Consider the following 21922-nt stretch of genomic DNA (forward strand, 5'->3'; position numbering starts at 1 on the left):
GCTTAAAGAAGTGTTTTACATCAAATGGTTTTGGCTATTCACTTATACCTGAACTGGTTGGTCGTGCAGGATGCGCCTCGGCCCGTCCGGGGCCTCGCCCTGCGGGTGATGCGATGCATCAGCCTGAATCGCTCCCGGCGATTCAGTCGAACCTACGCAGGTTCTCATCCTGCACGCTAACCCGCGGCGCGCAGAAACGAGAAAAGCGCCCATAAGGCGCTTTTCTCTGAATTGGTGGGTCGTGCAGGATTCGAACCTGCGACCAATTGATTAAAAGTCAACTGCTCTACCAACTGAGCTAACGACCCGAAGTGGTGGGTGATGACGGGCTCGAACCGCCGACCCCCTCCTTGTAAGGGAGATGCTCTACCAACTGAGCTAATCACCCACTTCGGTACTGCTTAACAAGAGCGTCATCTGACTGATGATATGGTGGGTGATGACGGGCTCGAACCGCCGACCCCCTCCTTGTAAGGGAGATGCTCTACCAACTGAGCTAATCACCCATATCTTATCTCTTGTTCACTGCGGGCCACCTTTAGAGTGGTGGGTGATGACGGGCTCGAACCGCCGACCCCCTCCTTGTAAGGGAGATGCTCTACCAACTGAGCTAATCACCCCCGCTGTGTGGAGTCGCATTATAGGGATCCTTCGAAGTGAGTCAACGCTTTTTAAAACTAAAATGCGCATTCGCTTCAAAATTAGACATCACGCGCTGCTTTTAGCCAATGTGCTGGTTTTATTAGCAGAAACCCACGGCTTAACCCCTTTGCGCAGGCGCGCGGTCATTGAGGATTCAACGCCAGGTGCTAGAATGTGCGCACGGTTTTTCGCGTCTAACCCGTTTTTTGTCATCCAGATAAAAAACCTGCGCATCTAAGGCACTGCTGAATGAAAATCAAAACTCGCTTCGCGCCCAGCCCGACCGGCTACCTGCATGTCGGCGGCGCACGTACCGCGCTCTACTCCTGGCTCTACGCACGTCACCACCAGGGCGAATTCGTCCTGCGCATCGAAGATACCGATCTCGAGCGCTCAACGCCGGAAGCCATCGAAGCCATTATGGACGGCATGAACTGGCTGAACCTGGACTGGGATGAAGGCCCGTACTATCAGACCAAACGCTTCGACCGCTACAACGCCGTTATCGACGAGATGCTGGAAGCGGGCACCGCCTATAAATGCTACTGCTCAAAAGAGCGACTGGAACAGCTGCGTGAAACCCAGATGGCGAACGGCGAAAAGCCGCGCTACGACGGCCGCTGCCGCGACAGCCATGACCATCACGCGGCGGATGAGCCTTGCGTGGTGCGCTTTCGCAACCCGCAGGAAGGATCGGTCATCTTTGACGACCAGATCCGTGGCCCGATCGAGTTCAGCAACCAGGAGCTGGATGACCTGATTATCCGCCGTACCGACGGTTCGCCGACCTATAACTTCTGCGTTGTCGTCGATGACTGGGATATGGGCATCACCCATGTGATTCGCGGCGAAGACCATATCAACAACACGCCGCGTCAGATCAACATCCTTAAAGCGATTGGCGCGCAGGTTCCGGTCTACGCTCACGTCTCGATGATTCTGGGCGACGACGGCAAAAAGCTCTCCAAGCGTCACGGCGCGGTAGGCGTGATGCAGTACCGCGACGACGGCTATCTGCCGGAAGCGCTGCTCAACTACCTGGTGCGTCTGGGCTGGTCCCATGGCGATCAGGAGATCTTCTCTATCCCGGAGATGAAAGAGCTGTTTACGCTCGACGCGGTGAGCAAATCCGCCAGCGCGTTCAACACCGAAAAGCTGCAGTGGCTCAACCACCACTATATCAACAGCCTGCCGCCGGAATATGTGGCGACCCATCTGCAGTGGCACATTGAACAGCAGAACATCGACACCCGCACCGGCCCGGAACTGGCGAAGCTGGTGACCCTGCTGGGCGAACGCTGCAAGACACTGAAAGAGATGGCGGCTTCCTGTCACTACTTCTATGAAGAGTTTGACGCATTCGATGCCGACGCGGCGAAAAAACATCTGCGTCCGGTGGCGCGTCAGCCGCTGGAAGTGGTGCGCGACAAACTGGCCGCCATTACCGACTGGACGGCGGAAAACGTTCACCATGCGATTCAGAGCACAGCGGATGAGCTGGAAGTAGGGATGGGCAAGGTCGGCATGCCGCTGCGCGTCGCCGTGACTGGCGCCGGTCAGTCGCCGGGCCTGGACGTCACCGTCGAAGCCATCGGACAGCGCCGTAGCGTGGCGCGGATCGAAAAAGCGCTGGCCTTTATCGCTGAACGCGAAGCGCAGGCCTGACAAACAAAAACCGGAAGCGCAATGCTTCCGGTTTTTTTTATTCTTCGCTAATGCCCAGCCGCTGCAGCACGCCTTTAATCCCTTCGCGCAAAATCATCGCGGCAAGAAGATCCTGCTCATTCTGCGTCATTTGCTGTACAGAACTTAATAGTAACGCAGGTAAAGAATTTTGTTGCGCGGCATAGGAAGCGTTCGGCTCGTTCAGGTTACGCATGGACTGGATAAAGCTTTTCACGCGCTCGTCGATATGAATCAATCGCGCCTTACCGCCCTGTACGCCGGGCTTCGGCGTGGTGGTCCAGTTTTCGCGCTTGATCCATTTATTCACCGTTTGCCGACTGTAACCTGTTTCGTTCGCAAGTTCTTCGGGGGTTAACCATTCCTTTTTCACGATGCTGTCCCTGTTTAATACATTAGTTCTACATATTACAGCAAATCGTAACGCGTGAAAGTAAGAGGAAAGGAAATTGCCTTTTGCCTTGCGACAAAAGGCAAAAAAATTACTGCGCAGTGCCTACCGCTTCAGCGGAAGGACGGAAAGCGAGGAAGTAGGCGAGGCCGACGAATACTGCGCCGCCGACGCCGTTGCCCAGGAACACGGCTACAAAGTTCGGCAGATACTCCGCCCAGCTCAGCTGGCCGGCGAAAATAGCCGCAGGCACGATAAACATGTTGGCGACGACGTGCTGGAAGCCGATGGCAACGAAGGCCATAACCGGGAACCACATGCCGAAGATTTTCCCTACCACATCTTTACTGGCGAACGCGAGCCACACCGCCAGGCACACCAGCCAGTTGCAGCCGATGCCGGAGATAAAGGCGTGCAGGAAGTCGGCGTGCACTTTCGCGCTGGCGATAGCGACGGTCTTCTTCAGATAGTCGCCTTCGGTCATGCCAAGCATATGGCCGAAGAACCAGGCGATGGCCAGGCTGCCGATAAAGTTGGCGATAGTGACCCAGAACCAGTTGCGCAGCACGGCGAAACCGCTGACGCGACGCGCAAACCAGGCGACCGGCATCGTCATCATATTGCCGGTCAGCAGTTCGCCGCCCGCCAGTACGGTCAGGATCAAGCCCACCGGGAAAACAGCTGCGCCGAGCAGGCCGCCGAACGAGCCCCAGTCAGCCGGCAGCGAGTTAATCACGTGCAGGTCAAGCAGGAAGCCGGTGGCGATAAAGGCGCCAGCCATAAAACCAAGAATTAATAACGTCGGAATGGAGGCGCGGCTTTTAGTGACGCCAGCCTGAATCGCCAGTTGAGCGATCTCTTTAGGTGAATGCAGCGACATAGTATCTCGAATATTATTGATAGTTGTGACAGGGATGGTGTTGTAATAAGGCGTGGGCAGCGATGACCACTTAATTAGCGGGCTAAGTTTTACACGGCTTTTAACGGAAAACAAGAAAAATCCTAAAGGCTGTTTAACCGTAATTTAACCTGACGCGGCAGGCTAAGCGGGGCACGACGTCACACTGGTCATCCTCTGCTTTTGCCCTGAATAAAGCGGCGGAAAACAGTGCGATCCGAGATTTGCCGCCTTTTTCAGCGATCAAACGCAGTTTTTGATTTTGCCGTTGACACCCTGAGGGCGGTTTCATATTATGCCGTCCGTCGAGAACATCCGACGGTTTTTTCGGTTCGGGGCTATAGCTCAGCTGGGAGAGCGCCTGCATGGCATGCAGGAGGTCAGCGGTTCGATCCCGCTTAGCTCCACCAAATCGCATCCCAACGATTTGGCACTGAAAAAACGATTCCAGATGTGGGGGTATAGCTCAGCTGGGAGAGCGCTTGCATGGCATGCAAGAGGTCAGCGGTTCGATCCCGCTTATCTCCACCAATCATCTTTTTCTCTTCAAAATCAAAAAGTTATAAGATTTTGAACGAGTGTCTTTACTCCGAAACTGCCACAGTGTTGTTAGTGGCGATTTGTGAGAATAACATCCCTGTGGCCTGTAGTTAAGTAGCTCGAACAGGTATCGGTACATAACTCGAAAGCTAATGACGCGTCACCGTCTCTAAACACCTCTCTTAAAACTTTCATTCGTTCCACACTTAGCGCGGTGTTCCGTAATGCCATGTCGTGAGACAGCACAGGGGATAAACAGGCGATAGATGGGAATCCTAACCAGATCGGGAAAGTGTCTGGCTCTGCCACGGTTTCAGCCACCGGACTATAACGGCTACCTGATAAGAGAATGAGTGAAAGCAGAACATAGATGACGCCTACGGCGCTGATCGGTTAATACCCCATCACGGCGCTAATGATACCTATGCGCCAAAAACAGGCTATACAAAATCTACCCATACTTATGCCCCGGCTGCGCCAGACGACACCGGACGTTTCTGGCCTAGCCACTCATCATGCCAGTCGTTGTAATTATATGAATCATCGTAACCTATAAGCGCTACCACCAGGTCCACAATCATGTGCTCAAGATCGTTAGCCACTGCAGCGCCTAGTATAGTTCGGACTATTGTGCCCCCTGTATTTGGCCCCTCAGGCTCTAGCCTTAGGCGGTGCCATTGGTAGCGAGTTGATATTACATCGCTTAAAAACTCATGTGGGCTTTGCGACTCGAAGCACTTATTTTGATAGTAGTCGAGTAGCCCGATTAGTATTCCTTGTAGGCCAATTATGTACGCCTCGTTTGCCTCAACCATAGAGGCAGTTGAACCTCTATCCCACCCCTCTGTAGAGTTTGATAGCAGTACTTTTTTAACCAGCGGTAACGAGTCAATGTAGTCGTATAATCCATCTCGGTTTGATGGCACCCGTAAGCTTTGTTCCGTGTAATGCTTGGTGGTGCGGTAAGTATGATTGTTGCCAGACATCATGCTCACTGCTAGCTCGTCTGCACTATCGCGCCGCGCTTTAACGCGAGTTAGCCAGTCATCACGGTATTGCCTTACGACTGTCTCTGTAAGTTGTTTGCTAAAGCCGCCCCGCACCTGAGTGTCGTTATGGCAGATGAGGCAAAGCACCGATAGATTGTCCGGGGCATTGTTGCTTGGGTTTTCGTCGATATGATGAATCTGAATGGGTTTGCCGGGATCTCTACAAACGCAACACGTTTTATCTGACTCGAACAGAATAGATGCTGATAAGTCGGCGGGTATAGGTATGCGTACCTTCTTTTGCATGTGGTCAATCCTTGAATCTATTGGTCTATCGAGGCTCATTTTTTACAGGGGGACGCTTCTTGCAGCGCATTAACAATTAGTATGCTTGCGTCATCAGTCCGCTTAGCGGGGTGGCTTTTAACAAAGTCGTGACCGATATCGAAGATCTGCCGATCCTAGTAGTAGTAGAAGGCGGGCAAACTGCACCTAAAGCGTTTGTATAGTGAGCGGTAGCACAAACATAACCTGTATAAAAGCTGTACCATAAATTGTTGGTTTTGCCAGCTTCGTAATGTTTCGCCCAGTCGTATAGGTCATTTCCGTCATACGACCATGCGGAGAAAGACGAGAGTACCAGAGATAGAGCAACAGCAATCCTTTCCATAAAGCAGCCCAGTTATGCGTTAGGAATAGTCTTGGTAAGATACTATGACTGCGAAGGGATTTTCTACGTCTCATACTTGATCATTTTGTGGCTGTGTCAACGCATAGGGCTGTTATGCAATTTTCTACAAGCTCAATGTCAATCAGGTAAATTGCATTACTGACGCCTTGGTAACTACCAGCCACGCTCACAAAAGGGTACACGGTTATCCTGATAAGGTTGTGATCATTCTGGACAGTCGAAGTCGCTACGCTCCGTTTGTTGGTAGTACCACCAACGGGGCTTTATGGATGCTATTGTCCTGAAACAGGTGGCGTACTAAACTAGAATGAAGTTTGAACATTGGTACTGTATACGGAAGAAAAAGACATTGAAGGTAGTTGAAGGGCGGTTGTTGGCATAACAGCCCAAGTAAAACATGCTTGCTATTAAAGTGAGCAGAAAGAAACAACAGGACATGCTCCAACAGAAGCGGGATGATTGCATGTGAGATGCCGTATAGCTTAAGCATTTAAAATAATTGTATTTTGCGAAAAATAAGCTATAACCCTACTGAAAATTCGTAAGTCAGAACTGATGTGCACATTGATGATTTTTTGTTTTGAATTAATTATCAACTATTTATATAGAAGGATTTCATGAATAATGAAATGTTGTCAGGATTAATCGGCGCCATAGTGGGAGGTTTATTTACGTTATGGGGAACCCTCATTGATGGTAAAAGGCAAGAGCGTACCAACGAAGCAGAATCTAAAGAAAAAAAGAAAAACGTCCTGATCGGAGTAAAGACTGAAATTACTACTCTACTGGAGGTATATCAAAGTAGGATGATGGATAATATGGAAGCGTATAATGGGGAAGGGCCTTTTGATCTTATATTCCCAATTACCCAAAATAACTTCTCTTTCTATGAAAGTAATGCATTTTATCTTTCTTCTACCAAAGAAGTTACTTTAAAGGCCACGGTGGCATTCTATAGTAGCGCTCGAAGTTTAGTTGATTCTTTCAAATATAACAATGTAATAATTGAAGAATTAATTAGAAAGAATATTTTGTATCATGAAACCCAGCTTGAAATACATTTGCAAGATTTACAGAACACAATAGCAATGGCCACTGATTATGGGAAGGGATTAAAGTCAATACATTCCGAAACGATGAAAAAGTTGGATATTTGTCTATGTAAGATTAATGAGGAGATTTCAGAGTTGGAGAGGAGGCCCTCACGAACTTTAGGGCATAAAATCAGCCGTATCTTAGCATTTAGACGTTGAATGATCTTTAGCCACGTTAAGAGTATGCTATGCATGATAACCCATATAAACTCAAGGTGAAAAAAATGAAGGATGGACTTTACGTTGTCAGCTTTCAGACCAATAACAAAGACTTTGGATCAGGGACTGTTTCGGTTAGCAATGATGCTATCAATGGTGGAGATTATGCATATTATTATCAAGGCCGGGCCCTAGGCGCTGAGTTGCGATTGAAAGTGAAGCAGTTCAATCGGAATGCACAGTCTGTTTTCGGCCCGTTAAACAATTTTCATCTTATACTTTCAATTAATGAGCATGAGAGTAATGATTATTTTCTTGAAGGCTATGTCGAAGAGTACCCAACTTTCCACCTTCAAGTTATAGCTAAAAAAGTTTCAGAGCTAATTGTATGAAATTAGTTGGGGGATTACTATCCTAACTAATTCGTTTTTTTGCTCTTTTTCTTCTCATACTCTTCTTTTGCAAAATTATATTGCTCTTCTCGTATTTTATCTTCGAGTTCACGATCTTGTGAGTTATATGTGTCGGCCTTTAACTTTTTTTGACCTTGAGTTACTGGTCTCCAATCCTCACGAATCTTCTTAATCTGATCAGCAATCTGTGTTACTGGGCTTCTTGCACCTAAATAAGAAATCCCATCGAATGATGCCATATCATAAATGTATTCATTTTTATCTCTAATTCGAGAATTAGGTCTCTTAGACCAGCTTATTTTAATATTATACTTGATGTGTTTAATTTTTTCATACTCACAAATATTACTTGTGAGGGATTGGCCATTTTTTAATACACTAACATTATTGAATGGTATGCTATGTTTGTTTCTTTCTCTGTGGTCCGCATTGATTAATGGTGGGTCGAAATCCACATGTATATTATAAGCTGGAGAGTTGCCGGTATTAGTAATGCATATGTCAAAATGAAATGCAGCCCACATATTTGGTTCAAGAGTAACCACAACATGGGGTTGCTCAGCAGCATCAACCATGCGTTTAGTTTCTTTTGCCAATAGTTTAGTGACTCGCCACAGAAAGAAAGTGGCTATTGCTGTAAAAATTGCTGCTAAAGAAGTAATGAAAGCATTGATGTTTGTAAAATTTTCAGCGATAAATTTCAACATTCTATTTCCTTTTTGATTTTATTGCTTTTAATATTTTTTAGTGGGAATATGGTTTATTGTATGTACGGGTGCGAGCAGGTTCTAACCTTAACAGATTGTTATGATATGAACTTGACGATTTAACAAGCTCGCTAGATGCACTGTGCAGCGCGTCCTGTGTCTACACGCTGAACATCCGTCAATGCTTCCTGCACGGTTTCAGCCTTAGCAGCCAGACACAATAGCAGGGTGCTTGTTAGTCTCTTCATCTTCATTCCTCATTAGTAATCAATTCCGGTATGAACATCTTCAACGCCTTTATCCATAATCCCACAGTAAGCTGGAGTGACGGCCTGTGAGCTATGACCGTAAAACTCTGTTAGCTTTTATAGGATGACGCCGCGTCATCATTTACGAGCATTTTTTATATAATAAAGTCGATTAAAACCCTATTAAATCCGATTAAAACCTCCCCCGCCGTGGGCAGATCTGCAAATGGCGTGCCCTTCATGCATTTATTTCACAATAAATATCAATAAACTCATAAGGTTAAACAGTGGCCCTATAAAGGGTTCACTGTGGACGTTTGAAGATCAACCTTACCAAATCCGCCCTATAAAAAAATTCTAAGGTAGCTTACCTATAGTAGGCCACAGTGTGACTTTAGCCATACGACTAAACAGTTGGCACAATTGCACGCGGCGTTCGCCTGGCACAGGCTGCACCTTACTTTTACCTTGCTTAATATCAGGGCTATTTAGCACTGCGCCACAGTTGATAATAATTCTCGTTCAATATTATAAAATATCAGTGCTGATCGTGCGCCTATTAAATCCCCAAATTATTCAATACTGCTAATTTCAATTGGGAAAAGTGGTCGAAAAACAGTCTTTTTAACATAATGACCATTTCGTGTACTTGACTATTTTAGTCAGGTATTGCTTTTCACTAACTTCAAGCGCCAGCGAAGATAGCAGGGCTGTTTGATCGCACAATCAAAGCATTTGAGTGGAAAGCAGGCCAACTTTTCTTGTTCAGAAAATTTGTAGGTAATCCGGCACGAACTGCCTGTTTTTAAGTTTTGAGGCTTTCACCTAAAATTGGCCGCAAACCATATGAGGACAGATCCGTTCATCTGAAAACTAATTTCATACTGAAACAGTATCATCTGCAATCATCTGCAATCATCGATATTTCGATTTTCTCAAATTAGAAAAAAATTATGAGTTATGGCCGACATTGTACGGTTTCGTCGTATGAAAGATGAAGAGGGAGAAGTTTGCTTAGCAAAGACCGACAAGGCAGCTTGCATAATGTCAGAGTTGATATGTAACAGAGGGCAGGGCACAGCCTCGCAAGCCTTCTCCTGCCTGCTTTAGGCACATTTGCAAAGTGAGCATTAAAGTTAGCAAAGTAAACTCATAGTTACTTTCATAGTAAGATTGTCATTGTTGGTTAGTCTATCAAGAGCCCTGCCAAGCTCATTTAACTAGGAATTACCCGGCTTTTATCTCTGAATAAGCATTGAATATTGAAGTAGTAGGCAAATTTTCATGTTCAGCTAAGATTAGCTGGGCAAACTTAAGTAAGGTGACCGACTACCCCGGTAGATTTTACCGGACTTAGTGTTGGAATCCGTCATTACTATATGAAGCACCCCGGTAGATCTTACATACCCCCCGGTAATTATTACCGGCCTACCCCGGTAGAATTTACCGACAATAATATTAGAGATAAGATTAATAGATAAGATTAGTTATAAGATCAGTAGTTATAATCCTTTCTTCTTTTATTCTGCTGTTGTTAATACAAATTGTGGGCTACTACATACGTAGTTTACCAGGTTAGCCCACTGTAATCGATGGACGTCCGTCCAACGCTCTCGCTACGCTCACCGCTTAACCTTGTGCAAGCTGTCCTACGGACTAACCGCAATGCACATGTGTAACAGTTCTGACCTGTACCGATAAACCCGATGCATGCCAGACCTTAACACTCCTAACAAACTAACCAAGAGAAGATAAACAATTTCTCTTACTTAGTTTTACTCGTGCTATCTCTGTAAGCAGCTATCAGCGTTGCGTTATCACTACGCTTGATACATGCAAACATTCGTTAGACCAATCGAGATAAATCTCTCTTAGACTCATGCCAAGATGTTTAAATGCCTGCCATCGGCTGAGCCTCGACATACATAAACACTCGTTAGCTAAATCCCTTTTACTTTGTGCACGAATTTTAGACTCGTGTAGAGTCAATCATCACATAGGCAGCAATTGCACCTTTTAAAGTACATCGATCATCAGAACAGGCTTCACAGAATCCATTTTCAGCCACTAACTCACATCAGGTAATCTCATTCTATAGGTTAGATACAAAACCGCTTAGAATCGCTTACAGAGCCTTTTAGAGGTATTTACAGTTTTCTAGAGTTAATACTATATGCTAGATCTGCTGATTGCTGCTTCTTTGTTCAAATAGTGCTTGCTTTCTACCTTGTGCTATGAAAATATTGTCATATAAGCGGAAATGTGTCCTTGACATATCTAAAAATAGCTGATACTATAAGGATAGGTAACAGAAACAATTCTAAATTAGGAGGCAGTAATTAAGAGATCAGACCTAACTGATCTTGATTATGATTTTCTAGCAGGCTTGGTCTCAGGTAAATACAGCAGGAAGCAATATCAAACGTTCCTCTCTTCTTATCCTCAGCACCTTAATGCATCTCGCATAACTCAAGCACTGAGAATTCACAAGATCATCCAAGCTATCTCCGAATATACGGAGAATAGTAATGAGTAAATTATCTAACATCCAAATATTCTTTGGTTATCTAATCCGGCGTGAATACGCGCTTGAAGAGCTACAGCAAAGACTTGATAACCCTAACTTGGATAGTCCAGAGATAAAAAAGAGTCTCACACTGGCGATACAGGCTTACAAACGGCTTTATAAGTTGCATAGCCGATCCTGATGAAAGGAGATTAACTAAATGAAATTGAATTTCAAAGCAGAAACTTATCAGCGGCTGATCGCAGAAGCCAATAAACGTGACCTGCCTGTAGCTTTAATGGTATCAAAGATCCTGGATGAATATACAAATAACCTTAACAAAGAGGGAAGTAATGGGAAAGAAAGACAAAATTGATTTTACAATGCTCAAGCGTGAGTTTTCAGAGTATGATGGTTTTTATAGAAGGGATGGAGAGTATTTAAAGAATAAGTTAATCTACCAATTTCTATATCAATATATACAAGGTTTTGAGAATAAGAAACTTCAAGCATATTTCAGCATTGCTCATCTAAGCAAGTTAACAAAAGAATGTGACAGGACAATTAGAACCAAGCTAAATCAGATGAAATATTTTGGTTTGATCAGTTGGAAAGAACGTGAAGGCGACACGAAGATTTATAATACGCTTCCGATCACAGAATCAATGCTCAGCGGCAATTTTGATGACGAACAAGAGCCTTCCAGTAAGAGTAAGCAAGCGGTAATGAATGCACCTGTTTCAGAACCTGTTGAGGTAGCGCCAGAACCAGCCCAACACTCTGTTACTCGCAATATTCCTAGCTATGATAATTTGTTTGATGATGATGAACCTGATTTTGACGTTCACCAACCTAAGCAGACTATATCTCACGCTACGCCTCAAGAGATTTTAGCGTACCACTTTGTTCAATGGTATAAGGAAGGAAACTTTAATCAATGCAAAACTTTTGAAGAAGCGGTGATATGTTGTAAGAATCTTATGCTAAGCGAGAAAGGCAGAAGTATAAATGTACCGACAGGCTTTAAAAATCATATTATGACAAATCATAGTGACGTTTATGAACATTGGGGCATAGCATTCTGATGCTAACTATATTTTTAACAGCAATGCTATTGCACTTTATATTGACTACTAAAAGATGAAAAGGTCGCAAAGGTAAAGCCTAAGCGGCCTTTTTTATTACCTAAATCTAATGGAGGACTTTTTGAGTTATGTTACACAGACCAGTTTTAAAACAGCAGAACTATATGCAGTAAAGCCACAAAAGAAAGCTAAAGCTTTGCTAGAGCCTTATGCAGTAATCCTTAAATATTTCGACCCTCTTCCTTTGAGCGATGCAGAACGAGAACTAGTTAATACCATCGTATCAAACTGCCCTGGCGTCTATTTTAAACCTCGAAAGCAAGCTAAAACAGTCATCACAGGTGAGCCTGAGAAGTGGCAAGCGCTAGGTTTTGAAACGGAAAGAGAGTATCTAAACCGCTTTGACCTTCAGAAAGATGCTACCCATTTTAATGGCTACGAATTACAACTGGCCCTGTTTGGGGAAGAGATTAATGAATAATGAAACAACGCCTCTTACGCGCTGGAGAAACTACCGTCAGATAATTGAATGCTATCTACAATACAGATCGGTATCGGTATTATCGCGAAGATTTAAACTCTCACATTCAGAGGCAACAGCGATTGCAGCAGTTACAACGGAGATGGAAGACAATATTAATGATAAAAAATAATGAGGTGATAAGAGTATGGAAATGATCTATCAACAAATTAAGTCAGAGTTTGAAGCTGTTCAGGGAATTTTGCAAAGCCTATGCTTGGACGAGTACCTATCTCCCGATGCATACTTAAACAATTTCGAACTTATCCAAAACCGTTACGTATCGTTGTCAGAACTGGCTGACTTAGGATTCCTTGAATGGCTTGCAGAGCGTGACCCAGAGCTATATTGTGGGCTTGTGCGATGGGCATCAACTGTTTCGACTATTGCTGGATGTCTTGCGAATCTGTACCCGGAAGAAGAAAAAGAACAAGCCGTTATGCATTGATTTGATTAAATATGCATATTAAATGAATAAATATGTTGACTTCAGTACACATATGCTGTATATTAGTATTAGAGGAGTAATATTTTCATTGGGTATTACTCCATACCTTGAGCAATTAGTAGTTGCTATTAAGTTTTCCATTGCTTTATAAAAGCGCCAGTGTCCGTTCTATGCTGGTTATCTGAAACTGGTTTGATTACCCAGATGAACGTTATTTCCTTCTATCAATAGCCATTCTCCGTATGGCTATTTTTTATGTTATTTTAAATAAGATAACATAACAAATATTGATTTACTCTCAAAGCGGCTTTCATATTGGGCTGCTTTCTTTTTATGGAACGTATAATGAATAATAAAATTCCTGTCACTCTGTTTGTTGACTCACCAGAAATAGCAAATGACCTTTTTATCTTGGCGAAGCAAGCAGGCATTGAAGCTATCAAGCCTGAAAGTGAAGTAAACAAAGCAACGGATATTACTTCAGCACATAAAATCATGCTTATGAAAGCTAAGACGCTAGAAGCTGATATTTCTAAAAGCGATAATTCAACTGTAGAACTGTCATACGGCGAGATGCTTGCACAGAACTACCTCAATAAAAAATAAATAATGGAGCCTCTTACCCTATGGCACTGATTAAATATGAATCTCAACCGTATTCTATTACGGATGTTATATCTCACGAGCTAACCAGCTTTAGTCGAAAAGTGATTACTGTAAATCTTGCTCAGGATGTTGAGCCTGGTTCAGTTATTGATAATGCTGGCGCTATCGTCACTTCTGCGAGCACATCGGCCAACGTAGTGCTTGAGTATAAAGAAGCGGGCAACGCTGTTCCTTTGCTTTGTGCAGCTACTAATGTTTGGCTGAAAAAGTTTAGTCTGAAATGTGATGATGTTGAAAAAGCAGTTGAATTGCTTTCTGCTGATCCTGCTGTTCGTTTTTCTGATGCCGATGTTAACGGCCTTCCAACAACCTAATTGACCGTGTAACGGTTTAAATGCGTCAAGCATTTAACTCACTATGTGAGCAACCTAATAACTATAAAAGGATAAAATATGGCCTTTAACTATTCTGCATTCAAAATGGCGGATTTAATGCCGCTGTTCGAAGTAATGCCTCAAGATAATTACCTTCTTCAGACACTTAATATATTTGATAAGGTTGGTTCTAAGTCTATTGATGTATCACTTGATACTATGGCTCAAGATAACCGCACTCTGATCAATGATCCTCAGAAGCGATTTTCATTTTCCCATAACAGCACAGCACGCGATAAAGCGAGCAACTACCTTATTGAGCTAGTTCACTTTCACAGGGAAGATGTTGTGTCGGCTGCCGATTTTCAGCAAGGCAATCGCAAAGCAGGTGCTGACCGTGAAGAAACGATGATGGACATTGTGAGTGAATACGTTGCTAAGCACGCTAAAGCTCACCGTAGAACCGTCGAAGCGGCATACGCTCGTGCATTGTTTACCGGCACTGTAAACACTCCGTTCACTGATGAAGCGCCTGTGATCGACTATGCACAGTCTTTCGATGCTCCATTTATGACTGATACTCTTGATCTGACTACAGCAGCTAAAGATGTTCTGGAAATCTTCGATTCCTATCTTTCACGTGTATCAGATGCAACACAGGGTTTATATTCTGATGTTCGCCGCGTGATCGTCTTTGCAGGAGCTGACGCATTTTCTAAACTCCGTTTTCACGAGAGTATGAAAAGTGCATTCCAGTATGTATCTCCTCTCGCGGATGGGAATATTATTACTCAGCGTCGTGAACTGTTACCCAATGTGCAAACTTTCACAATTCCGGGGATCGCGGTTGATGTTGTCAAAGTAACTGACCCGCTTCTGACTCCTTTCATTGGAAGAAATGAAATGATTATGCTTCCTGTGTTTACTGCCGGTACTGGTGCTTACAAGCATGTCTTTGGACCTGCGTCCGTAGATACGAACCTGGCTCGTCTGGCTGGCCCTCAAGAGGTATTCAGCTATCAGTACGAGAAGCCACGCGGTGAAATTGAGATCGTATCTGAAGCCGGAATTCTGCCAGTAAACCACGCTACCGCCTTTACTCTGAAGGTTACAGCAACCGTCTAATGCATAGGTTTTTTATTGTGCTGGCCTTGCTTAGTCTGGAAGCAGCACTTTATAGCGGATTGTTAGCGGGAATGTCCCATTACTTTCCGCTTCATATTTTTATCCCTATGTTATTTAAAGGTGAATGAAATGGCAAAAATTACGATTGTTGATGATGCGGAAAATACTTTAGAGATAGATTGTCACGATGATGATGTTTTCCAGTTTCTCGATTTAGCCGGTCTCGCACGCGAGCATGGACTATCAAAGCAAGTTCTTTGTAATCGCCTGGCACGCAGAATGCCTTTAATAATTGCTCTTAAAACTGAAAAGCGCATTTATTCTAAAAAGTGATCATCAAGTCTAAATAATAGCCCTGCCCTTTTAGGGTGGGGCTTTTTTATGTGCGTAGCTTACCAGACAGCAGAGACAGCAGAGTTAATCAAGCAAGAAAACACTACATCTAGTATTGCGAATGTGAAGTGGACTCAATATGTGCTATTTATGACTTGACGCCGTTACGTTTGCTATCTAGGATTTTCTTTAGAGGGCAAGTGCCGTGCTTGCTCCGATGCCTGAAGGGAGCGCTATGACTCATAAGATTGGTCGTGATGCAAAAACTGGGCAGTACATTCCTGTGAAGGAAGCTGTTAAGCGACCTAACACAACGGTTGTTGAGACAGTAAAAACCCCTAAGAAAAAAGGTAAGTAATCCAAAGTTGTTTTCTAATAGTTAACATCTGGAGCTATACATGGCTGATAATTTAAATATTAGACAACCAGTTGATAAGCGATTTATCAATCTCCACGAATCATGGGAGATAGAATACTGGACTAAAACATTTGGCGTTACCGTTGCACGTTTGCGTGAAGCAGTTGCAAAGGTGGGTAATGGTTCTGAAAAAGTTAGGCAGTTTCTCGGTAAGTAGTATTGGATTTATAAGACCCCGCTTGCGGGGTCTTATATTTAGTGTATTTGTTCATACTCTACCAAATCAATTAACCGTTTAAGCTCTTTGATGTCTGCGCCTGCTGAATAAATCTGGTAAGAAATTGTTTTAGCTTTTTCGTGTCCAAGTAGTTGATTAGCACGTATTTCTGGCACTTCTTTCCTGTCTAGTTCAGTGCTAAAGTTATGCCGTAAACTATGAAAAACTTTGTTCTTAACATTTTTACCTAAAGCTTTGATTCTTGCTCTGGTAAAGGCTTGACTATACCAGAAACTTTTTTTCCCATCGGCCCTGTCAGACGTGCTTGCTCTGTAAAAAAGGTATCCTGAATGATTCCCTTCAACCAGTCGCTCAACGATGGCAAGTAACTTTGAGTGTATTGGAATGACACGAATAGCATTTTTGTTCTTGCCTTCCTTGATGTCGAAACACTTAATACCGTCAATCTCAATGATGTTTGTAACCCGAAGACTTGCTAACTCTTCCAACCTAGCACCGGAATACAGCCCCATCATTGTCAGGTCATGCAATTCACCATCCAGAGAATCGAGTAACAAACGTAGCTCTGCGTAGGTAAAGGGTTGATAGCTCTCACTCTGTGAAGTATCAAGCTTATGGCCTCTGAAGGGGTTTAAATGCACCTGTGGTGCGTCGCAATATCTCCCAGCCGCATAGTCAAACAACATTCCTAAGTTAGCTACATAATGCCTTACAGTCTGCGCTGCACGTTCCTTGCTGGCGTACTCAATAAAGTTTGTCACCATTGTTCGGTTAACCTGCGTTAGCTTCACATCCTTCCGGCTCAAAAACTCCAGAAACAATTCAACGCCTTTGTTCAGCTTTGACAAGGTTGTTAGCTTCCTCTTCGCCTCATGCTGAAGCAGATAAATATCTGCAAGCCGCCTTAGAGTAGGGCAGGCATCAACGGAAAAACTAAAGTTGTCCGGCGTATTCTCTATGTGGTTACGGAGACGTTTAATCTCTGTAAGCACAGCATCAATCCTCTTTTCGGTTTTGGGTTTTACTTGCTCACGTAACAGATTAAATTCAGCGATCATTGCATCTCTGAATAATCTGGCTTCCTGTATGTCTCCTGTGCCGCTCGATTTGCTGTATGAGGTGCGGCCCTGAAAGAGTCCTCTCATATAGGAAGGAATCATAATGCGGGTGTACCAAACTCCATCTGGTGAAAGGAACAGGTAAGCGTTCCTGCGATCTTTCTTCTTGATCTTTGGCATCGGTCTCATTACCTTTGATCGGGCAGTTTACATAGTAAAGTCTCCAGATGTGGGGGAATGCTTTGCATTTAAGTTAATGATAAGTAACTGATAGCTCAGCTGGGAGAGCGCTTGCATGGCATGCAAGAGGTCAGCGGTTCGATCCCGCTTATCTCCACCAATTCTCAGTCCTGATCTCTCAGGCAGCTTCTTAAATCATCCGCAAATCTTACTTAAGCTTTACTGCGCGCAAAAAAAGAGCGACATCGCTGCCGCCCTGTTTACCTACGCCGTTACGCTTTGTTTCTCCGGCTGCAGCACGCGAAAGCCATGTGTGCCGTCACGATCCAGCTGCGCCACCAGACCATATTCCCAGTCAAGATAGGCCTGCATCACCGCCGGTTCGATATCGGTGCCTTCATAGGGGCGGCGATAGCGATCGATGGCGGGGGAGAGCAGCGCCTCTTCGCCAGCGTCGGTCGGCAGCCCGGCGCTGCGCCAGGCGGCATTGCCGCCTTCCAGCACAAAGACCGGCTTACCGGTCAGCGCCGCCACCTGTTGCACCGCATAGCCCGCCAGCAGGCTGCTGCCGCAGGTCAGGACATAGCGTTCGGCCGGCGGCAGCGCAGCTTTGCCCTGCTGTTGCAGAGTCGAGCGCAGCAGCCAGGCAGCGCCAGGGATATGGCTTTTAACATGGTTGGCGCGCGTGGTGAAATCCAGCACCTGAGTATCGCCCTGCTTTAACCAGTCGTTCAGCTGCTGCGGAGAGATCGTCTCGGCCACCGGCGCTGCCGGCACCTGCGCCGTCCAGCCGCCAGTGGCGCTGAAGTCCTGGGGTTGCAGCCCCTCCAGCACGGCGACTTCCCAGCCCATCTGCGCCAGCCAGGAGGCGGTCATGCTGGCGCGCACTCCGTCGTTGTCAGCCAGCACGATACGCGCGCCGCGCACGCTGGCGTAGTGATCGGTCTCCTGCACCAGTTGTCCGCCCGGCACGTGACGACTACCCGGCAGATGCCCGGCGGCGTACTCGTCGGCGTCGCGCACGTCGAACAGATAGGTCGTGCGCGCCTCCTGCCGCCAGCGCGCCAGCGTCGTCGCGTCGATGCGCGCCACCCCGGCGCGATCCGCCACCTGACGCGCCTGCGCCGCCGCATGACGCTGCGCGGTTTCGCTGGTCTCGCCGTAGCGGCGGCTCTGCTGCTGCTCAAGCGTCAGGCCAGCCAGCGTCCAGCCGATGGTGCCGTTGCGCAGCGCATAAACCGGATTGCGGATGCCCGCGTTCACCAGCGACTGGGTGCCGATAATGCTGCGCGTGCGGCCTGCGCAGTTGACGATCACCGTGGTATCGGGTGAGGGCGCGATGTCGCGCACGCGCAGCACCAGTTCGCCGCCCGGCACGCTGATGCTGCCTGGAATCGACATGGTGTGATATTCATCAAAGCGGCGCGCGTCAAGCACCACCACGTCGGCTTTGTCGCGCAGCAGCGCGTCGACTTCTTCGGCCGCCAGCGACGGCGTATGACTATGGTGCTCCACCAGCTCGCCGAACGCCTTGCTCGGCGAATTCACATCGATAAACAGCTCGCCGCCCGCCGCCTTCCAGCCGGCCAGGCCATCTTTAAGTAGCGCGATATGGGTGTAGCCCCAGGCCGCCGCGCGCTCTGCCGCCGCCTGCGCCAGTCCTTCGCCGTTGTCATAAAGCGTAATCGCCGTATCGCGGCGAGGAAGGCGATCCAGCCACTCCAGCTCCAGCTTTGAGAGCGGAATGTTTACCGCGAACAGCGGATGCCCTTGCGCATAGAGCGCCTCGTCGCGTACGTCCACCAGCGCCACTTCCTGCTGCTGGCGCAGCGCCTGCTGAATCTCTGCGGCGTCGCGCAGAGGAAAGGTTTTAGCCATGTGAAAGATCCCAGATGTTAGGCAAGTAGCGATTGCTGTAGCCGGAGATAAAAGGTTTTTCGCTGCCGTCTTCGCGATAAACCGCCCGTTTGACCGCGCCGATATTGGCGCCGTAGACGTGAATGCTGACAGAGACGCGATCGTCGAAGGCGTTGCTGACGCGATGGATGTCGCCGACGCGCGGCGAGACCGCGTCAATCTGGCCGGGTTCCAGACGAACCGGCGCGCCGTCTATTGCCAGCGCGCCGTGTTCCGCTTTGAAGCCCTGCGACACTTCCGCGCCGCGCAGCATGCCGATCAACCCCCAGACACGATGATCGTGCACCGGCGTCTGCTGGCCAGGCCCCCAGACAAAGCTCACCACCGAAAAGCGCTGCTGCGCGTCGGCATGCAGCAGATACTGCTGATAGCGTTGCGGATGCGGCTGGGCGAACGCCTCGTCCAGCCAGTCGTCGTGCTGCAGCAGCGGGCGTAGCAGCTCGCTGCCGCGCGCCAGAATGGTCGCCTCGTCCGGCTGCCGATCGAGCAGAGCGGCGAGCTGCGCCACAAAGTCGCGCAGCCGCTGATGGTTAAGGTTGCTCACGATTTGTTCTCCTGATAGTGCCGCGCCACCTGGTTGGCGCCGCTCGCCAGGCTGAAATCGAAGGCGTCGCTGACGTCGACCGCCTTCGGCAGCACCTGATAGCGATGGAAGAAGTCGGCGGATTTCTGCAGCGTCGCGATAAGCGAGGGATCGAACACCAGCGGACGAATGCGCGCGTCATCGATCCAGCTGCTGGTGATGGCGGTCGGCATATTCAGTGACTTGCCCAGCGCCTGCGCGAACGGCTGTGGATGCTGCGCCGCCCACACCTGCGCCTTCGCCAGCCGCGTCAGCAGATCGGCGATGGCTTTGCGTTTCTCCGGATCGGCCAGCGCCTCTTTACGCGCCAGTGCATAGGAGTAGCCCGACATAATGCCGTTGCCGCCGCCCTGCGGCACGCGCACCGTGCCGTCGATCTGGGTCGAGGTGGCGATGTAGGGCTCCCACGGCGCCCAGGCGGAAACCGCGCCGGAGGTCAGCGCCGCGCGGCCATCCACCGGGCCGAGGAAGCGCAGCGTCACCTCATCGGGTTTCAGGCCGGCGCGTTCCAGCAGGCCAAGGATCAGATAGTGTCCCCAGCCGCCGCGGTTAACGGCGATCTGCTTGCCTTTCAGATCCTTCAGGCTGTGGATCCCGGCGTCGGGACGCGTCAGCAGCGCGATGCTGTCGGGGTTGTTCTGCCAGGCGCCGACCGCTTTAACCGGCGCGCCTGCGGCATAGACGAACAGAAAGGGCAGATCGCCGGTAAAGCCGACGTCCAGCGCCCCCGCATTCAGCGCCTCCTGCACCGGCGCGCCGGAGTCGAAGGCGGTGAGCTTCAGATCGTAAGGCAGATTATCGAGCTCGCCGGAGGCTTTCAGCGAGGCGAAGCGATCCCCTTTGACGTCGCCGAGCCGCAGCGTCACTTTTTCAGCGGCGAAAGCGGAGTTGAGGCTCAGCGCCAGCGCGACGCCGGCAAACAGGGCGGCGAGACGCATCAGGCGCTCCTCTTAACGCGCGTCAGCGCGGCGACTTTTTCGCGCGTCAGCGGCAGCAGCTCGCGGCCATACTCAATCGCGTCATTCAGCGGATCGAAGCCGCGGATCAGCACGCTGTCGATGCCCAGGTTGTAGTAATCCAGCAGCGCGTCGGAGACCTGATCCGCCGTGCCCACCAGCGCGGTGGAGTTGTAGCCGCCGCTCACCAGCTTCGCGACGCCGGTCCATAACACTTTATCGTGGCGGTCGCCTGCGTTAGCCGCCGCCAGCAGACGCTGCGCGCCGACGCTCTGCGGTTTCGGCAGGCCGAAGGTGTAGCCCGATTCGGCCAGCTGTTTCTGCGCCGTTTGATAAATGTGTTCCGCGCGCTCCCAGGCCTCTTTCTCGGTCTTGCCGATAATCGGACGGAAAGAGATATTGAATTTGATGTCGCGGCCTCTTTTCGCGGCGGCGGCGCGCACGGTTTGCACGGTTTCCGCCGCGCCCTGCAGCGGCTCGCCCCACAGCGCGAAGACGTCAGCGTGACGCGCGGCGACCTCGATCGCCTCCGGCGAAGAGCCGCCGAAGTAGACCGGCAGCTTGCTCTGCAGCGGCTTGATGGCGGAAAAAGCCTGTTCAGCCTGGTAAAACTCGCCCTGGTGGTCCCAGGCTTCCGCCGAGGTCAGGCTCTTATTCAGCACGTGAAGAAATTCGTCGGTGCGCGCGTAGCGTTCCGCCTTGTTGAGGAAGTCGCCGTCGCGGCGCTGTTCGCTGTCGCTGCCGCCGCTGATGATATGCACCGCCAGTCGTCCGTCGGTCAGGTGATCGAGCGACGCCAGCTTGCGCGCCGCCAGCGTCGGCGAGACGAAGCCGGGACGGTGCGCCAGTAAAAATTTAATGCGCGAGGTGTTGGCGGCGGCGTGCGCCGTCACTAAAAAACCGTCTGGTTGATCGGACCAGTAGCCCACCAGAATCCGATCGAATCCCGCCTCTTCGTGGGCGCGAGCGAAATCGGCAATGTAGTTTTTATCGAATAACGGCCCGCTGGCCGGAATGATTTCAGAGGCCAGACGATGGCCGATCATGCCCAGAAATTGAATGCTCATGCGCTTCTCCCGATGTTGAGTAATGAAAAAACTACGGGGCGACGGGCAGGAGATGAAATTCGATATTGTGCAAAGGATTTGCGGGAATCGGGGAAGGGCGGCGCCGCGCGGCT

22 protein-coding genes, 6 tRNA genes and 1 other RNA gene are annotated in these 21922 nt (G+C 48.2%); 15 read left to right on the top strand and 14 right to left on the bottom strand.

The genetic code is table 11. The annotated features are described in order from the left end of the window. Positions 1 to 54: 54 nt before the first annotated feature. The 5 genes from B3229_RS00710 to B3229_RS00730 all read right to left on the bottom strand — a co-directional run bounded on the left by B3229_RS00710 (position 55) and on the right by B3229_RS00730 (position 620). A non-coding RNA gene (locus B3229_RS00710) (RtT sRNA) lies at positions 55 to 189 on the bottom strand. Between the two features lie 43 nt (positions 190 to 232). After that, positions 233 to 308 (bottom strand) — tRNA-Lys (locus B3229_RS00715). A 4-nt stretch (positions 309 to 312) separates the two neighbouring features. Further along, positions 313 to 388 (bottom strand) — tRNA-Val (locus tag B3229_RS00720). A 42-nt stretch (positions 389 to 430) separates the two neighbouring features. Continuing rightward, positions 431 to 506, bottom strand: a tRNA-Val gene (locus B3229_RS00725). Positions 507 to 544: 38 nt separating this feature from the next. Beyond that, positions 545 to 620: transfer RNA gene (locus B3229_RS00730), tRNA-Val, on the bottom strand. Between the two features lie 271 nt (positions 621 to 891). Here B3229_RS00730 and gltX point away from each other — a divergent pair. Continuing rightward, positions 892 to 2307 carry a glutamate--tRNA ligase gene (gltX, locus tag B3229_RS00735; protein ID WP_286867766.1) on the top strand — a complete coding sequence of 472 codons (1416 nt, stop codon included), beginning with the start codon at positions 892 to 894 and terminating at the stop codon, positions 2305 to 2307. Positions 2308 to 2344: 37 nt separating this feature from the next. Here gltX and B3229_RS00740 read toward each other — a convergent pair whose 3' ends face one another. Both B3229_RS00740 and B3229_RS00745 read right to left on the bottom strand, forming a co-directional pair. Next, positions 2345 to 2698, bottom strand: a complete 354-nt coding sequence (locus B3229_RS00740) for a YfeC-like transcriptional regulator (protein ID WP_033791729.1) — start codon at positions 2696 to 2698, stop codon at positions 2345 to 2347. 109 nt (positions 2699 to 2807) lie between these two features. Further along, positions 2808 to 3596, bottom strand: a complete 789-nt coding sequence (locus tag B3229_RS00745) for a formate/nitrite transporter family protein (protein ID WP_286867767.1) — start codon at positions 3594 to 3596, stop codon at positions 2808 to 2810. A gap of 352 nt (positions 3597 to 3948) precedes the next feature. Here B3229_RS00745 and B3229_RS00750 point away from each other — a divergent pair. Further along, positions 3949 to 4024, top strand: a tRNA-Ala gene (locus tag B3229_RS00750). A 45-nt stretch (positions 4025 to 4069) separates the two neighbouring features. Further along, a tRNA-Ala gene (locus B3229_RS00755) sits at positions 4070 to 4145 on the top strand. Between the two features lie 470 nt (positions 4146 to 4615). Here the strand turns inward: B3229_RS00755 and B3229_RS00760 are convergent. Beyond that, positions 4616 to 5449: an HNH endonuclease signature motif containing protein gene (locus B3229_RS00760; RefSeq protein WP_286867768.1), complete on the bottom strand. Its 834-nt coding sequence runs from the start codon at positions 5447 to 5449 to the stop codon at positions 4616 to 4618. A 1002-nt stretch (positions 5450 to 6451) separates the two neighbouring features. Between B3229_RS00760 and B3229_RS00765 the strand changes: the two genes are divergently transcribed. Both B3229_RS00765 and B3229_RS00770 read left to right on the top strand, forming a co-directional pair. Next, positions 6452 to 7087 carry a hypothetical protein gene (locus B3229_RS00765; RefSeq protein ID WP_286867769.1) on the top strand — a complete coding sequence of 212 codons (636 nt, stop codon included), beginning with the start codon at positions 6452 to 6454 and terminating at the stop codon, positions 7085 to 7087. A gap of 65 nt (positions 7088 to 7152) precedes the next feature. Next, on the top strand, positions 7153 to 7479 hold the full coding sequence (locus tag B3229_RS00770; RefSeq protein WP_286867770.1) for a GrlR family regulatory protein: 327 nt from the start codon (positions 7153 to 7155) through the stop codon (positions 7477 to 7479). 26 nt (positions 7480 to 7505) lie between these two features. On the opposite strand, the gene B3229_RS00775 is transcribed toward B3229_RS00770, so the two are convergent. After that, on the bottom strand, positions 7506 to 8207 hold the full coding sequence (locus B3229_RS00775; RefSeq protein WP_286867772.1) for a hypothetical protein: 702 nt from the start codon (positions 8205 to 8207) through the stop codon (positions 7506 to 7508). A 2974-nt stretch (positions 8208 to 11181) separates the two neighbouring features. Between B3229_RS00775 and B3229_RS00780 the strand changes: the two genes are divergently transcribed. The 10 genes from B3229_RS00780 to B3229_RS00825 all read left to right on the top strand — a co-directional run bounded on the left by B3229_RS00780 (position 11182) and on the right by B3229_RS00825 (position 16027). Then, a complete protein-coding gene (locus tag B3229_RS00780; RefSeq protein WP_286867774.1) occupies positions 11182 to 11337 on the top strand; it encodes a hypothetical protein in 156 nt (51 codons plus the stop codon). Continuing rightward, positions 11315 to 12046: a hypothetical protein gene (locus B3229_RS00785; RefSeq protein WP_286867776.1), complete on the top strand. Its 732-nt coding sequence runs from the start codon at positions 11315 to 11317 to the stop codon at positions 12044 to 12046. Before B3229_RS00780 ends, B3229_RS00785 begins: the two co-directional genes overlap by 23 nt. Before the next feature lie 121 nt (positions 12047 to 12167). After that, positions 12168 to 12527: a hypothetical protein gene (locus tag B3229_RS00790; RefSeq protein ID WP_286867777.1), complete on the top strand. Its 360-nt coding sequence runs from the start codon at positions 12168 to 12170 to the stop codon at positions 12525 to 12527. 187 nt (positions 12528 to 12714) lie between these two features. Next, positions 12715 to 13014, top strand: a complete 300-nt coding sequence (locus tag B3229_RS00795; RefSeq protein WP_286867779.1) for a hypothetical protein — start codon at positions 12715 to 12717, stop codon at positions 13012 to 13014. A gap of 345 nt (positions 13015 to 13359) precedes the next feature. Then, complete coding sequence (locus tag B3229_RS00800) at positions 13360 to 13620, top strand: hypothetical protein (RefSeq protein ID WP_286867781.1); 261 nt, start codon at positions 13360 to 13362, stop codon at positions 13618 to 13620. Positions 13621 to 13640: 20 nt separating this feature from the next. Further along, positions 13641 to 13994 (top strand): hypothetical protein, encoded by a 354-nt coding sequence (locus tag B3229_RS00805; protein ID WP_286867783.1) that lies wholly within the window; start codon positions 13641 to 13643, stop codon positions 13992 to 13994. A 78-nt stretch (positions 13995 to 14072) separates the two neighbouring features. Next, the gene (locus B3229_RS00810; RefSeq protein ID WP_286867784.1) at positions 14073 to 15119 is read left to right on the top strand and encodes a major capsid protein; all 1047 of its coding nucleotides are present in this window, start codon (positions 14073 to 14075) and stop codon (positions 15117 to 15119) included. A 129-nt stretch (positions 15120 to 15248) separates the two neighbouring features. Beyond that, complete coding sequence (locus B3229_RS00815; protein WP_286867786.1) at positions 15249 to 15452, top strand: hypothetical protein; 204 nt, start codon at positions 15249 to 15251, stop codon at positions 15450 to 15452. A 235-nt stretch (positions 15453 to 15687) separates the two neighbouring features. Continuing rightward, positions 15688 to 15810, top strand: coding sequence for a hypothetical protein (locus B3229_RS00820; protein ID WP_286867788.1), 123 nt, complete (start codon positions 15688 to 15690; stop codon positions 15808 to 15810). Between the two features lie 40 nt (positions 15811 to 15850). Beyond that, a complete protein-coding gene (locus tag B3229_RS00825; protein WP_286867790.1) occupies positions 15851 to 16027 on the top strand; it encodes a DUF3606 domain-containing protein in 177 nt (58 codons plus the stop codon). 38 nt (positions 16028 to 16065) lie between these two features. On the opposite strand, the gene B3229_RS00830 is transcribed toward B3229_RS00825, so the two are convergent. The 5 genes from B3229_RS00830 to B3229_RS00850 form a co-directional block, all read right to left on the bottom strand. Continuing rightward, positions 16066 to 17286 carry a site-specific integrase gene (locus B3229_RS00830; RefSeq protein ID WP_286867792.1) on the bottom strand — a complete coding sequence of 407 codons (1221 nt, stop codon included), beginning with the start codon at positions 17284 to 17286 and terminating at the stop codon, positions 16066 to 16068. Between the two features lie 264 nt (positions 17287 to 17550). Continuing rightward, a complete protein-coding gene (locus B3229_RS00835) occupies positions 17551 to 19164 on the bottom strand; it encodes a rhodanese homology domain-containing protein (protein ID WP_286867794.1) in 1614 nt (537 codons plus the stop codon). Beyond that, positions 19157 to 19747, bottom strand: coding sequence for a cysteine dioxygenase (locus B3229_RS00840; protein WP_286867797.1), 591 nt, complete (start codon positions 19745 to 19747; stop codon positions 19157 to 19159). Before B3229_RS00840 ends, B3229_RS00835 begins: the two co-directional genes overlap by 8 nt. After that, entirely contained in the window at positions 19744 to 20724 is a 981-nt protein-coding gene (locus B3229_RS00845; RefSeq protein WP_277268707.1) for an ABC transporter substrate-binding protein, read from the bottom strand. The genes B3229_RS00840 and B3229_RS00845 overlap by 4 nt, the downstream gene beginning before the upstream one ends. Beyond that, positions 20724 to 21809 carry an LLM class flavin-dependent oxidoreductase gene (locus B3229_RS00850; protein WP_286867801.1) on the bottom strand — a complete coding sequence of 362 codons (1086 nt, stop codon included), beginning with the start codon at positions 21807 to 21809 and terminating at the stop codon, positions 20724 to 20726. The genes B3229_RS00845 and B3229_RS00850 overlap by 1 nt, the downstream gene beginning before the upstream one ends. Positions 21810 to 21922 lie beyond the last annotated feature (113 nt).

Source organism: Pantoea sp. UBA5035, assembly GCF_002415245.1.
Lineage (GTDB): Bacteria > Pseudomonadota > Gammaproteobacteria > Enterobacterales > Enterobacteriaceae > Pantoea > Pantoea septica.